The sequence below is a fragment of the Nostocoides jenkinsii Ben 74 genome, from assembly GCF_001046875.1.
Classification (GTDB): Bacteria; Actinomycetota; Actinomycetes; order Actinomycetales; family Dermatophilaceae; genus Nostocoides_A; species Nostocoides_A jenkinsii.
Window position 1 is genome coordinate 2,792,932 of sequence record NZ_HF571038.1, and the last position, 12,856, is coordinate 2,805,787.

Annotated in this window: 10 protein-coding genes; 8 read left to right on the forward strand and 2 right to left on the reverse strand. The window is 69.1% G+C overall.

Going from position 1 to position 12,856, the window contains the following annotated elements; genetic code table 11:
* The coding region (locus tag BN13_RS13355; protein WP_053079790.1) for a sensor histidine kinase at positions 1–869 on the forward strand (869 nt) is incomplete at its 5' end.
* Positions 866–1,531, forward strand: a complete 666-nt coding sequence (locus tag BN13_RS13360) for a response regulator (protein WP_235434047.1) — start codon at positions 866–868, stop codon at positions 1,529–1,531. The genes BN13_RS13355 and BN13_RS13360, both read left to right, overlap by 4 nt.
* On the opposite strand, the gene BN13_RS13365 is transcribed toward BN13_RS13360, so the two are convergent.
* The gene (locus BN13_RS13365) at positions 1,528–2,724 is read right to left on the reverse strand and encodes a phytanoyl-CoA dioxygenase family protein (RefSeq protein WP_084733966.1); all 1,197 of its coding nucleotides are present in this window, start codon (positions 2,722–2,724) and stop codon (positions 1,528–1,530) included. The genes BN13_RS13360 and BN13_RS13365 overlap by 4 nt on opposite strands.
* Positions 2,725–2,832: 108 nt before the next feature.
* Between BN13_RS13365 and BN13_RS13370 the strand changes: the two genes are divergently transcribed.
* Entirely contained in the window at positions 2,833–3,837 is a 1,005-nt protein-coding gene (locus BN13_RS13370) for a Gfo/Idh/MocA family protein (protein ID WP_048547635.1), read from the forward strand.
* 11 nt (positions 3,838–3,848) lie between these two features.
* Here the strand turns inward: BN13_RS13370 and BN13_RS13375 are convergent, their stop codons facing one another.
* Positions 3,849–6,137, reverse strand: a complete 2,289-nt coding sequence (locus tag BN13_RS13375; RefSeq protein ID WP_048547636.1) for an exo-beta-d-1,3/1,6-glucosidase — start codon at positions 6,135–6,137, stop codon at positions 3,849–3,851.
* Positions 6,138–6,222: 85 nt separating this feature from the next.
* Here BN13_RS13375 and BN13_RS13380 point away from each other — a divergent pair, with 85 nt between their 5' ends.
* The 5 genes from BN13_RS13380 to BN13_RS13400 all read left to right on the forward strand — a co-directional run bounded on the left by BN13_RS13380 (position 6,223) and on the right by BN13_RS13400 (position 12,755).
* Positions 6,223–6,531 (forward strand): substrate-binding domain-containing protein, encoded by a 309-nt coding sequence (locus BN13_RS13380; protein ID WP_048547638.1) that lies wholly within the window; start codon positions 6,223–6,225, stop codon positions 6,529–6,531.
* Between the two features lie 105 nt (positions 6,532–6,636).
* A complete protein-coding gene (locus BN13_RS13385) occupies positions 6,637–7,152 on the forward strand; it encodes a SigE family RNA polymerase sigma factor (protein ID WP_235434159.1) in 516 nt (171 codons plus the stop codon).
* A complete protein-coding gene (locus BN13_RS13390) occupies positions 7,149–8,942 on the forward strand; it encodes a hypothetical protein (protein WP_048547640.1) in 1,794 nt (597 codons plus the stop codon). The genes BN13_RS13385 and BN13_RS13390 overlap by 4 nt, the downstream gene beginning before the upstream one ends.
* 128 nt (positions 8,943–9,070) lie before the next feature.
* Positions 9,071–11,377 (forward strand): transglycosylase domain-containing protein, encoded by a 2,307-nt coding sequence (locus BN13_RS13395; RefSeq protein ID WP_053079792.1) that lies wholly within the window; start codon positions 9,071–9,073, stop codon positions 11,375–11,377.
* Position 11,378: 1 nt separating this feature from the next.
* On the forward strand, positions 11,379–12,755 hold the full coding sequence (locus tag BN13_RS13400) for a hypothetical protein (RefSeq protein ID WP_048547642.1): 1,377 nt from the start codon (positions 11,379–11,381) through the stop codon (positions 12,753–12,755).
* Positions 12,756–12,856 lie beyond the last annotated feature (101 nt).

Below are 12,856 nucleotides of genomic sequence, written 5' to 3' on the forward strand. Positions count from 1 at the left end.
CCCCGCCACTCGCCGGCGAGCCGTGGCGGCTCGCCGGCGTTGTCGGTCCGACGGTTGGCGCGGTCTTTGCGCTCGCCCTCTCCCGCGGGCAGGTGCTGCTCGCCCGCGACGCGCTGGAACGCGCCCGGTTGGTCGACTCACTAGTCGCCGCGCAAACGGAATCCGCTGCGCTGCAAGCACAATTGGTCGATGCCCACCGTGAAGCCGGCGCCCTCGCCGAGCGCACCCGGCTCTCTCGCGACATTCACGACACCCTGGCGCAGGGCTTCTCCTCCATCCTCTTGCTGGCCCGCGGATCGCGGTCCGTCGACGGGGACGAACCGCTGCGTGACGTGCTCGGCCGAATCGAGGCAACGGCCGGTGACAACCTCGCCGAGTCCCGCCGCATCGTCGCGGCCCTGGCGCCGAAGTCGTTGACCGACACCGGGCTCGCCGCCGCGCTGGAGCGCCTCGCGGCGGACTTGTCGGCCGACACCGACATCGCGGCCAACGTCCGCGTCGAGGCGGGCGTGCCGGACCTGACGGTTGCCGATCAGGTCGTATTGCTGCGTGTCGCCCAGGGCGCACTGGCCAACGTCCGGACCCATTCCGGAGCCAGCACGGTGACCCTGACCCTCGGTGGGTCGGACCGTCAGGCCCGGCTCGACATCGTCGATGACGGGCGCGGATTCGACGCCGTCGCCTGGGCCGCGACACAGACCAACCCGACCGGGCACGATCTGTCGACTGGTGGCTACGGCCTGGCCGCCATCCGCGCCCGCCTTCGTGAACGCGGCGGCGACGTCATTGTCGAATCCGAGCCCGGCGACGGCACGGCGATCTCCGCCTCGCTACCCCTTGGCCTGTCCAGCACAGGGGGAGCCGAGTGAACGAATCCCAGGGCGGGGCACGGCCATACGATCCGATCCGGGTTCTTCTTGTCGACGACCATCCGGTCGTGCGCGCGGGACTTGGACTGCTCCTCAGCGCGGCACCGGACCTCGACGTCATCGGTGAGGCCGAGACCGGCGCCGAGGCCCTCACCCTCGCGCAAACCCTTGACCCAGACGTCGTCCTCTGCGATCTGCGCCTGGGCGATGGTGTCGATGGCGTGGGTGTCGCCGCCGCGCTGAGCGGCCGCGACGCCCCGGCCGTCCTCATCCTCACGACCTACGACCATGATCGCGACATCGTCCGCGCGGTCGAGGCCGGCGCGGCCGGCTATCTCCTCAAAGATGCTGCGCCCCAAGTAATTATCGACGCCATCCGCGCCACCGCCGCCGGCGAGACCGTGCTCTCGGCCGACCAGACCGAGCGCGTGGTCGCCACCATGCGCACCTCCCCGAGCCGAGCCCTGAGCGAGCGCGAAGTCGACGTCCTCATCAAGGCCGGCGCGGGCCTGTCCAATCGCGAGATCGCCAAGGCCTTGCTCGTCAGCGAAGCCACGGTCAAGACCCACCTCGCGCACATCAACGACAAGCTGGGCACCACCAGCCGCACGGCCGCCTTCGCCGCCGCCCGCGACCTCGGGTTGTTGTCGCGGGAACCTTAGTGGCTGAGTTTGGTCCAGGCCTGCAAGGCCAACTGCTCGCCCAACTCTGCCGGCGGCAACCGCGTCTCCACCGCCGCGCGCAGCAGATCAGCCTGGGTGGGCGGGGCCATGCCGCCCACTGGCTGGTCCCGGTCGAGGTTGGAGGGGAAGGCATACCCCTCGGCGCTCGCCGCGACGACGTTGTCGGCGAGGTGGCGCGGCATACCGGCATCGAGCGCGGCCAAGAGCGCCGGGTAGATCGCGGTCACCACCCGCTGACGATCGACGGTCTCCATCGCGCGACCAAAGGCCGATGACACCTGCAGCAGGTTCGCCATCCGCTGCACGTCGACGGAGACATTCGTCCCGGCAGCGTGCATCAGGGCCGGGTTGAACCACACGAGGTCACCAAGCGCGAGCGGCAACTGCACGTGCTCACCCACGAAGTAGTCCTGAAACTCCGGCAGCCAATAGGCCAGGTAGCCGTGGGAGTACTTCTGGCTGTGCGGCAGATAGAGCGTCGGCCCCGACTCCACCGGCATATCGACGTGCGCGACCGCGCCCTGCAGCGTCAGCGCGGGCGAGAGCGCATGCACGTGCGCCGGGAAGCGGGCCGCCTGCTCGGAGTCCATGAAGCCTAGGTGGTAGTCACGGTGGACCGTCTGCCCCTTGCCGCCCGGCCGGACGATATTCGGCTGCACCGTCACCTGATAACCCGGCCCCAACCATGCCCGCGCGCCGAGGGCCACGAGGTCGTTGCTGTAGTAATCGACGAAGGCCTGCGGGTCGACGACGGCGAGCTTCTCCAGCGCATTCCAGATGCGGTCGTTGGCGCCCGGCTCACCAAAGTGGTCGCCCTTGGGAGCGCCGGTTTCCTTCTCCTGCTTCAGGATTCGGTCGTATGCCGCGTTCACCCGCCCGATGACCTCGCCCGAGAACGCGCCCCGGATCACCACGATCCCGGGCCCCTCGGACCAGGCCCGCACCAACTCCGCCTCGATCTCTCCGGACCGCCCCTCGGCCAGCGCCGCGCGGAGGGCGGGCGCGTCATACATCAGCACGCTGTGCTCGACGGTGCTCGCCGTGGGATAGTCCGCGAGGTCAGTGGTGTCGCGCAGGATCTCGAGGAGGTCGGCGAGCCGGCAGTCCTCCGGACGCAGCCTCCCCGCCAACAGGGAGGGGTTGCGCCGGGGTTGGGTGGTCGGTTGTGACATCGTCGTCTCCGCTGCCGCCTGGAGGGTGGTGCGTCTGGACTGCGCTTGCGATCGCCCGGGGCGACCCGACAGCATTGTCTTAACAATAGGACATCAGGGAGGACATCGATGCTCACCTTGCCGACTGCCCGTACGCTCGATCCGCGCGAGGCCCCGTCGTTGCGGTGGGGCATCCTCGGGACGGGCTGGATTGCGGAGAAGTTCACCTCGGCCCTGCGCCAACACACGACCCAACGCATCCACGCCGTCGGGTCACGCACCAAGGACAGCGCGGACCGGTTCGCGGCGGCTGTCGGGGCGTCCGCGGCATACGGCTCGTATGAGGCCTTGGTCGCCGACCCCGAGGTCGACGTCGTCTATGTCGCGACGCCGCACAACTACCACTATGCCCATGCGCTGCTTGCCATCGAGGCCGGCAATCACGTTCTCATCGAGAAGCCGATCGCGGTCAGTGAGGCGCAGGCACGCGGCATCGCCGCCGCGGCGGGCGAGGCGGGAGTCTTCTGCGCCGAGGCGTTGTGGACGTTGTTCCTGCCGAAGTACGACGTGTTGCGGCAACTGCTCGCCGACGTGGAGGTGCAGACGGTCCTGGCCGACATGGGTGAGTACTTCACCCCCGATCACCGCATCTTCGACCCGGCGCTCGCGGGCGGCCCGATCTTCGACATGTGCACCTATCCGCTGAGCTTCGCGATGTGGGCGATGGGCAGCCCCGCGCACATCACCGCGGCCGGCACGCCCGCGCACAATGGCGTCAACGGGCAGCTCGCAATGCAGCTCGGCAACGCCAATGCCGTTGCGGCACTGCATGCGTCGATCATCAATGAGACCCCGACCACCGGCGTGATCGCCTCCGCGGACCAAAGCATCGTCATCGACGGACCGTTCTATCAACCGGGCGGATTCACCCTCACGACCCGCTCGGGTGAGCGCGCCCGGTATGACGAGCCCACCTCGGCGCACGAGGGCGGCCTGCATTTCCAGGCGGCCGATCTGGCCCGGCGCGTCGTCGCGGGGGAGACCGAGTCGGCAATCCGCCCGCTTGCCGATTCGGTCCGCCTGCTGCGGGTGATGGACGAGATCCGGCGGCAGGTCGGCATACCCCTGCCCTGACTGTGCCTGGCTCAGCCGGTGATGCGGAAGCTCGCGGTCAGCAGGTCCCGCTCGCGCGAACTGTGCCCGACGAGCAACTCGAAGTCCCCCGGCTCCACGACGCGGCGGGCGTCTGCGGTCACGATGGAGCACGCCGCCGCCGGGATGGACAGTCGCACCCGGACACTCTTCCCGGGCGCGATCTCCACCTGGGTCCACGCCTTCAACTCTTTGTCGGCCCAGGTCACGCTCGTCACCACATCCCGGACGTATGCCTGCACGGTCTCGATGGCCGGTCGCGCGCCGGTATTGCGCACGGTCACCTCGGCCTCGATCGAGTCCGCCGAGGTGAGGTTGGGGCGGGCGATGACCAGATCGGCATACTCGATCGTGGTGTAGGAAAGTCCCTCGCCGAAGGCGAACAACGGATCTTGGGTGAGGTCGGCATATCGATCGCCGTGCTGGCCGCGGACTTGGTAGTAGTAGACCGGCTGCTGCCCCACGTGGCGCGCGAACGAGATCGGCAGCCGGCCGGCGGGTTCGATCAATCCGAACAGCAACTCGGCGACGGCGCGGCCACCCCGCATACCGGGATTGAAGGCCTCCACGATCGCCGCGACGCGTTCGGCTGACGGGGGCAACGTGGACGGCTTGCCTTGCACGAGAACGAGAATCACCGGGGTATCGGTCTCCACCAGAGCATCCAGCAGGGCGATCTGCCCGCCGATGAGATCGAGGGTCGCAGTGGAGCGCGTCTCCCCCGTCAGCGGGATCGAATCGCCGAGAACCACGACCGCATAGTCCGCCGCGGCGACCAGCTCGACCGCCTCGGCGATCGCGTCGCGATCCGGCTCGGCCGGCTGCAGGATGGGGTGGCGCGGCTGTCCGTCATCGAAGGTGTCGCCGGCCGGGTCCGGCACGAGCCGCCCGATCTCGGCGCCGTCGGCATGGGTGATCGTCCAGTCCTGCGGCGCGATCGCGCGGAGGCCGTCGAGGACAGTCTCGACGAGTTCGCGTGGATGCCCGTCGGGCATCCACGTGACCTGGCCCGACGCCCCGGCCCAGTCGCCGAGCGTCGCGTGCGGATCGTCCGCATTAGGGCCGACGACCGCAATCGTCCGGTGGGCAGGGGCGACCGCTCGATCGTCGCCGCCTCGCACGAGCCCGCCCTCGATCGGCAACGTCCCGTCGTTGCGCAGCAGCACCAGCGACCGGCGAGCCATGTCGAGGGCGACGGCCCGATGCTCCGGTATGCCGATCACCGCCGCCTGCCTGTCCACGTCGGGCAGTCGCGGGTTCTCGAAGAGGCCCAGTGCGAACTTCAGCCGCAGGATGCGCCGCACCGCGGCGTCGATATCGGCCTCGTCAAGGCGGCCCTGCGCGACGGCGTCGAGGGCACCCTCCCGGAAGCTCGGCGTCGTCATGATCAGGTCGTTACCGGCCTTCACCGCGATAGTCGCCGCCTCGGTGATGTCGGCGCACACCCGCTGCTCCCACACCATCCGACCGACGTTGTCCCAGTCCGTGATGAGCGTCCCGCCGTAGCCCCACTCGCCGCGCAGCACCTCTGCCAGCAGCCAGGTGTTGGCGGTGATGGGCACGCCGTCCATCGACTGATAGCCGAGCATGAAGCTCGCCGCACCCGCCCGCGCCACTCGCTCGAACGGCGGCAGGAACCACGATCGCAGCTTGCGACGCGAGAGGTCGGCTTCGCTGGCATCGCGCCCACCCTGGGTCTCCGAGTAGCCCGCAAAGTGCTTGGCGCAGGACAGAATGGCGGTGGGATCCGTCAGGCCGTCGCCTTGGTAGCCGCGCACCATGGCCACCCCGAGCTCACCGATCAGCACCGGATCCTCGCCGAACGTCTCGTTGACCCGGCCCCAGCGCAGATCGCGGGCGATGCACAGCACCGGGGAGAACGTCCAATGAATCCCGGTCGACGACACCTCCACGGCGGTGACCCTGGCCGCCCGCTCGACCAGATCGGCATTCCACGTGCACGCCATCGCCAGCTGGGTCGGGAAGATCGTGGCCCCCGGCCAGAAGGAATAGCCGTGGATGCAGTCGTCCCCGATCAACAGGGGTATGCCGAGGCGGGTGGCGGCGGCATACGCCATCGCGCGCGGGACGTCCGCCGGGGAGGTATGCAGGATCGACCCGGCCAACTGCTCCGTCACCAAAGCTTCGATCTCGTCACTGTCGCGCGCATCCAGCTGCAACATCTGGCCGACCTTCTCCGGCAACGTCATTCGGGCGAGCAACTCCTCGACCCGCTCCTCGATCGAACGTGACGGGACATTAGGAACGGCATTTTCCTTCATACCCGGCACGGTATCGGGCTAGCGTGGGCCGGTATCGGTCGACGGCGCGTCCCTTGCGTGTCGCTAATCAGAGTTGAGGTGACGCGTGACCCCGCCGAGCATCAAGGACGTTGCCCGCCTCGCCGAGGTCTCGATCGGCACGGTCTCCAAGGGCGTGCCCGTCATCCTGGTGGACCAGGCTTCCAGCAGGGGCGAGTTGCCGTGGTGCAGCGTCGGTGTCGATGACTTCGCGGCGGGCACCTCGGTGCCGCTGACGACGGTCGCGCAACCGCGCCACGAGATCGGGCGGATGGCGCTGCAACTCCTGGAGGAGGAAGTCGCCGCGGGCGAGGAGCACGGGCATCGGCAGGTGCGCTACACCCCCGAACTCGTCATTCGCGCCTCCTCCGGCTAGCCCGAGACGGCACCCAACCCACGCGAGTCCGCACCCAGCCGACGTGAGCCAGGGCGCGGCGCAGCGGATCGGCATACCCGCCTCGTCTGGAAGGGTATGGAGGTGATGAACGTCGGGCGGGAACGTGAGGGGGAGCGCGCCCGGGTGCCCGGCTTTGAGGAGTTCCTCCTCGCGCACGGCAAGGCGCTGCTGCGGCTGGCCTATGTGATCACCGGCAGTCGGTATGACGCCGACGACCTCCTGCAAGACACTCTGGTCGACCTTCACCGGAGCTGGAGCCGGGTAGAACAGGCAGCCGCGCCCTACGCCTACGCCCGTCGGGCGCTGGTGAATCGCCATACGAGCAACCGGCGATGGCGCTCGGCGACCGAACTGCCCGTGGCTCCCGAGGCCCTGCCGCAGTTCCCGATTGACGGCGGCCAGGACCGAGTCGCCGAGGACGAGGCGCTGTGGCGCCGCCTGGCGACGTTGCCGCCACGGATGCGCCAGGTGCTGGTGCTCCGCTACGTCGAAGATCTGTCCGACGCCGAGATCGCCGACGTGCTCGGGATCGGCGTCAGTGTCGTGCGATTGAGCGCGAGCCGCGCGATCGGCATACTGCGAGAAGGTGAATTGTCATGAGCGACATCGAGACTCGCCTGGCGCGGGTGCTGCGGGAGCAGGCGGACTCCGTCGACTTCGATCCGCATGAGTGGAGCCGTCGGGTCGCGGCGGCGCCCGCGCCGAAACGCCGTTTCCCGATGTATGCCGCGGGGCTGGCCGCCGCGGCCGCCCTCGCCGGTGCGGTCGTCCTGTCGGGCACCCTCCTCGACCGCGCCCCCCACCCCCCGGCCTCCTCGTCCGCCACCTCCGCGACGGTGCCGGTCGATCCGGACCGGTTTGCGCCGGTCGTCGGGGTCTGGCGGCTGATGAAGGTCGACGGCACGACCTTGACCGAGCCGGACTCGTTTGCGTCGGCCATCACCTTGACGCATTCGGGCTGGTGGCAGGCAAAGGCGGGCTGTGTCACGTTGGGGTCGTTCTTCGCCTGGGATCCGGCAACCGAGAAGTTCGCGGTCGAGGATTGGACAACGGGCGGGGAGGTGCCGCCGCCGGCGATGGCGAAGTGCTACCTCCCGGCGATCACGGCGGTGCTCCGGCCGGGGACGGCGTTGTCGCCGCTTGACGAGGACCAACTCGTGGCGCGCGACGCGAGCGGCAAGGAGTTCGCTCGACTCATGCGGACGGATGCTGAAGAGATCGTGCCATTCCGGGGAACCCAATCCTCGACCTGGTCGATCAAGGCGCTCGGCACGGACAGTCCAAGTTGGCTGACCGGCTACGAAGCCAAGATGGGCAATGCGGCTCCGTGGCTGCGGGTCCGCGTCGATGTGGTCGCGGATCGCATCACGATCACGACCTTGCGGCCCGCTGGGTCCGCCCCGGAGTGCACTGTCGACGTGATCTCCGGCCGAATAGACGGGCGCGGGCGCGTCGATGCGGTGCGTGCGCTCGACCCGACGCCCGACGCGCCCCGCTGTGGCGTTGACGACCGCGAAGTCGCGGCGGTCGAGGCGATCCGCGGCGTCCAAGCCCTGGGCACGACGGGTGGGCACCTCAGCCTGCTCGGTGCGCACGGGACGACCGCGGCCGAACTTGCCCTGCCGTCGTGGGAGATGACTGAAGAGTTCATGACCGTGCCCGCCCCCGCCGACATTGTCGGTGACTGGTGGCTCGACACGAGTGAGCTCGGCAACCCGAGCGCGCCCGGCCGCGTGGTGATCAGTCGTGAGGGCGCCGACCTCGGGTTCACATTGACCACGGACTGCGGCACGGGCTCGTGGACGATGCGCCTTGCTGGCGACGGCAGCGTCGACTCCCGCTCGCAGGAGAAGGTCCTGCCCGCGTGTTCCGCCGCCAGCCGGACCGAGCGCGACGTGGTGCGCTCCCTGGACAGCCTGAGCGGGATGTACTCGTTCGGAGGTCGCCTGCTGTTGGTCGGTGACGGAAGGGTCTCGTGGGTGGTGGATGCGCCGGGGTTGCCGATGGTCGAAGGCGCAAAGGTCCCGACGCCCTCGTCGGCCGCCGGCATCGGGGACCTCGTGGGTGACTGGCGGCTGGACTGGAGCCGGGATGAGCCGATGGCGACGCAGCGCGGCGAGGCCCGGATGACGATCGCCGAGGACGCCACGGCGCAGCGACTGCGCGTGAGCTACCGGGGCTGCAATGAGGTCACCGCGACCCAACTCGTTGTCGGCGGCTGGGTCGTGGACAGCAAGGGCTCGACATCCTTGGTGGGGTGCGGCAAGCATGACGCCTGGGTGGAAGGCCGCGTCCTGCACCCGGCGAGCTACGCACTCGACCTCGACGGGCGCCTGCTGTTCCTCAGCCGCAGCGGCGCCGTCATGCTGGCGTTCACCCGGGCCGGCTGAGGAGGCCCAGCCCTGAGGTGTGACGCAGGTCACCGCCAACCGGATGTCAGGTTGCTCCGTCATACTGGACGACGGCCCGCGATCCGGGTCGCCTTCAGCCTCCCGGAAAGATCCGCACCGGAATCACCATGACCGAGACACCCGCTCCGCCGCGCCCGCCGAAGCCGCCCAAGAAGAAACGTCGCTGGTTGCGGCGGACCCTGTGGACGATATTTGCCCTGGGTCTGCTCGGCGTCGTCGGCCTCGTCGTCGCCTACGTCGTGACGCCCATCCCCAAGGCCAATGAGCGCGCACTGCAACAGAATTCGATCATCTACTACGCCGACGGCAAGACCGTCCTCGACCGGTTCAGCACTGTCAACCGGCAAAATGTGAGCCTCGATCGCGTCCCGGAGCAGGTGCAGAAGGCGTTCCTGGCCGCCGAGGACCGCACCTTCTATACCAACAGCGGCATCTCGCCGAAGGGCATCGCGCGCTCGGTCTGGGTCGGGCTGAAGGGCGGTCCCCAGCAGGGCGGCTCCACGATCACGCAGCAGTACGTCAAGAACTACTACCTGACTCAGGATCGCACGCTCACGCGCAAGGCCAAGGAGATCATGATCTCCATCAAGATCGACGGCGAGGTGCCCAAGGACCAAATCCTCGAGGACTACCTCAACACGATCTATTTCGGTCGCGGCGCCGACGGCATCCAGACCGCCGCCCAGGCCTACTTCGGCCAGGGCGTCCAGAACCTCGACGTCGCCCAGGGCGCGCTGCTCGCGGCCATCATCCGCGGCCCGTCCTTCTATGACCCGCAGCTCGGGCCGGAACAGAAGACCCTGGCCGAAGGCCGCTGGAACTACGTCCTCGACGGCATGGTCGCGCAGGGCTGGCTCAGTGCTGGCGAGCGCGCGAAGCTGACCTTCCCCGAGACCCGTCCGATCAGCAAGTCCTCCGGCCTGACCGGCCCCAACGGCTTCGTCAGCGAGGCCATCCGCGAGGAACTGAAGACCAAGCTCAAGCTGACCGACACCGATCTCGCGCTCGGCGGGCTGCGGATCGTCTCCACGATCGACAAGCAGGCGCAGGACGCGGCCATCGAGGCTGTCAAGAACGGCATGCCGACCGGCGCGGGCACCGAGGATCTCCACGTGGGTCTGGCCGCCGTCGCCCCGGGGGATGGTGCTGTCCGGGCGATGTATGGCGGTGCCACCTACGGCTCCGGTCCGCTCGGCTATTTCAACACCGCCACCGATGCCGGGATGCAGGCCGGGTCCACCTTCAAGGTGTGGACGATGATCGCGGCGCTGGAGCGCGGCATACCTCTGTCCACGCGGTTCAACTCCAACTCCCCGATCTTCCTGCCGGAGTTCGCCAGCCACGAGGCCGGCGCGACGGCGGCGGCGCAGGCGGGTGAAGTGCAGAACTTCGGTAACCACTCCTATGGCGTCGTCGACATGGCGACGGCGACGGCGTTGTCGGCCAACACCTACTACGCCCAACTCAACGTCGAGGTGTCGCCCGAGGCGACCAAGCAGATGGCCGGCAAGGCCGGTATCCGCGCGGCCGGGGCCCAGAAGACTCTCGGCACCAACTACGCCAACGTCTTCGGGACCGACCTCGTTCGGCCGCTCGACCAGGCCGCGGCCTACGCGACGATCGCCGCGGAAGGCAAGTACGCCGCGCCATACTTCATCGCCAGCGTCAAGGGCACGGGCACGTTCGAGATCAACTACAAGGCCAAGCCGAAGCCGAAGCAGGTGTTCGCCGAGAACGTCGCGCGTGACGCTATCCAGGCGATGCACCGGGTGACCCAGCCCGGCGGCACGGCCGCGGGTGCTGCCGCGCTCGGCCGCCCGGCCGCCGGCAAGACGGGGACGACGTCCAACAACTACTCCGCGTGGTTCGACGGCTTCACTCCGGGCCAGCTGGCGGCAGCAGTGGGGATCTACAAGGGCGATGGCTCGCTCACCCCGCAGAACCAGATGGTCAACATCGGCGGCTATGGGGAGGTCACCGGGGCGACAATTCCGCTGACGATCTGGAATGCGTTCATGGCCGGTGCGCTCGACGGGCAGCCGATCGTGCAACTGCCGCCGCCCGGCAATGTCACCGGTGGCACGCCCTCGATCGCCACCACGGCGCCGTCGATGCAGAGCACCCCGCCACCGTCGAGCTCATCGTCGAGCAGCTCTTCGTCGACCAGCGCCTCCGAGTCGACGAGCAGCACCTCGGGGGGGACCATCTCCTCGCCACCCGGCTCGGGGACCTCGACCCCACCGACCTCCCCGACGACTCCGACAACTCCGACGACGCCGACCGATCCGGGCACGAGCACCTCGCCGTCGACCCCGGCCAACACCGAGACACCCCCGGCGCAGTCGCCGACAGACACCACGACGACCCCGCCCGCACAGTCGACGGACACCCCCTCGCCACAGCAGACTGTCTGACATGCAGCCGGACGTCCTGCCCGCCCGCCAAAGCGATCTGCTCGGCGGCCCGCTCGGACGTTTCACCGACCCCAACGGTCGGTGGCGGGCCGTCGTCGCGCGCATCGTGCCCCTCGTCTGGGTGCCGATGATCCTGGCCGTCCTGCAGCGCGAGCGGTGCGTCCGCTTCGGCTGGGGCGGGCAGGACCAGTTCTGGCGGGCGTGCTTCTCCGACCTCCCGGCGCAGTACTCCCTGGGCAATCTCACCGCCGGCTTCGGCGGCTACCTCAGCGGCGAGGCGCACCTGGAGCAGCCGGTGGTCGCCGGCAGCGTCATGAGCCTGCTCGGCGGGCTGGTCCCGTCCTCGGCGAGCGGCGTAGACCAGACCCGCTGGTACTTCCTCTATTGGGTCGTTCTCATCACTGTCCTGCTCGCCGCGACCGTCTGGTGCACCGCTCACCTCGTCCCCGGGAACGTCCAGGCGGCGACCCAGGTCGCCCTCTCGCCCGTGATCGTGACGGCCGCCGTCCTGTCCTCCGACGCGCTCGCGGTGGCCCTCGTGGCCGTGGCGATGCTCGCGTGGGCGAGGGCTCGCCATACGATCACCGGGGTTTTGTTGGGGGTCGGGACGATGACCCGGGGGTATGTCGCTCTGGTCGCCATCGCGCTCCTGATCACCGCGATCCGCTCGGACGCGCTGGCAGCGGCGCGGCGGGTGTGCCTGACCGCGCTCGCGACCGCGGGGGGGCTCGCCGCGGTGTTCACGGTCGTGCAGCACTCGGCGCTAACCGCGGTCTATACGGGCTGGTGGGGAGCCAAGGCGAGCTATGGATCCCCGTGGCTGCTCCCTCAGTTGGTTGCGTGTAACGTCCCTGCCTGCACGACGCAGCAGACCGAGTCGAAGCTCATCTCGTGGATCTTCAACCTCCGCGCAGTCGAGTTGCCCGTATGGACAGTGACGACCCTCGCGATCCTCGGGATCGTGCTGGCGCTGGTGCTCGGGCGGATCTTCGCGCGCGAGGCGTATCACGCGCCCACCTGGCCGCAGGTCGCGTTCGTGGTCGTGGCCATGGCGATGATGACGGGCAAGGCGGTGCCGGTGCAGGCGTCGCTGTGGCTGCTGCCGCTCGCCGCGGCGGCGGGGGTGCGCTGGCGCGATCACTTGATCTGGGCCGGCACCGAGATCGCGCACTTCATCGCGATCTGGCTCTACATCGGGGCGCTGACCCGGCCCGACCGCGCGCTGCCGGGCCCGTGGTACGGGCTGTTCCTGGTCATCCGGCTCGGCGGCATCAGCTGGATGGTGTCGCGCGTATGGCGCGCCGCCCAGTACCCCTCCGGCCGCCACGAAGCCGCCCACGCCCGTGGCCCCGCTGCCCGGGACGCGATCCCCGCCTGACGCGCCGGATCGGCCCGCTGACAACCCTCGCGGACGCAATAACCTGACGGAGGGGTGGCCGTCGGGTTATTGCGTCCGCGGAGGGGTCTGGCGGGTCGGGG

Bases quoted from the DNA above. Each gene is read 5' to 3' on its own strand.
- BN13_RS13385 (WP_235434159.1), top strand. From the start codon at position 6,637: ATGAACGTCGGGCGGGAACGTGAGGGGGAGCGCGCCCGGGTGCCCGGC.
- BN13_RS13400 (WP_048547642.1), top strand. From the start codon at position 11,379: ATGCAGCCGGACGTCCTGCCCGCCCGCCAAAGCGATCTGCTCGGCGGC.
- BN13_RS13375 (WP_048547636.1), bottom strand. From the start codon at position 6,137: ATGAAGGAAAATGCCGTTCCTAATGTCCCGTCACGTTCGATCGAGGAG.
- BN13_RS13390 (WP_048547640.1), top strand. From the start codon at position 7,149: ATGAGCGACATCGAGACTCGCCTGGCGCGGGTGCTGCGGGAGCAGGCG.
- BN13_RS13365 (WP_084733966.1), bottom strand. From the start codon at position 2,724: ATGTCACAACCGACCACCCAACCCCGGCGCAACCCCTCCCTGTTGGCG.
- BN13_RS13395 (WP_053079792.1), top strand. From the start codon at position 9,071: ATGACCGAGACACCCGCTCCGCCGCGCCCGCCGAAGCCGCCCAAGAAG.
- BN13_RS13370 (WP_048547635.1), top strand. From the start codon at position 2,833: ATGCTCACCTTGCCGACTGCCCGTACGCTCGATCCGCGCGAGGCCCCG.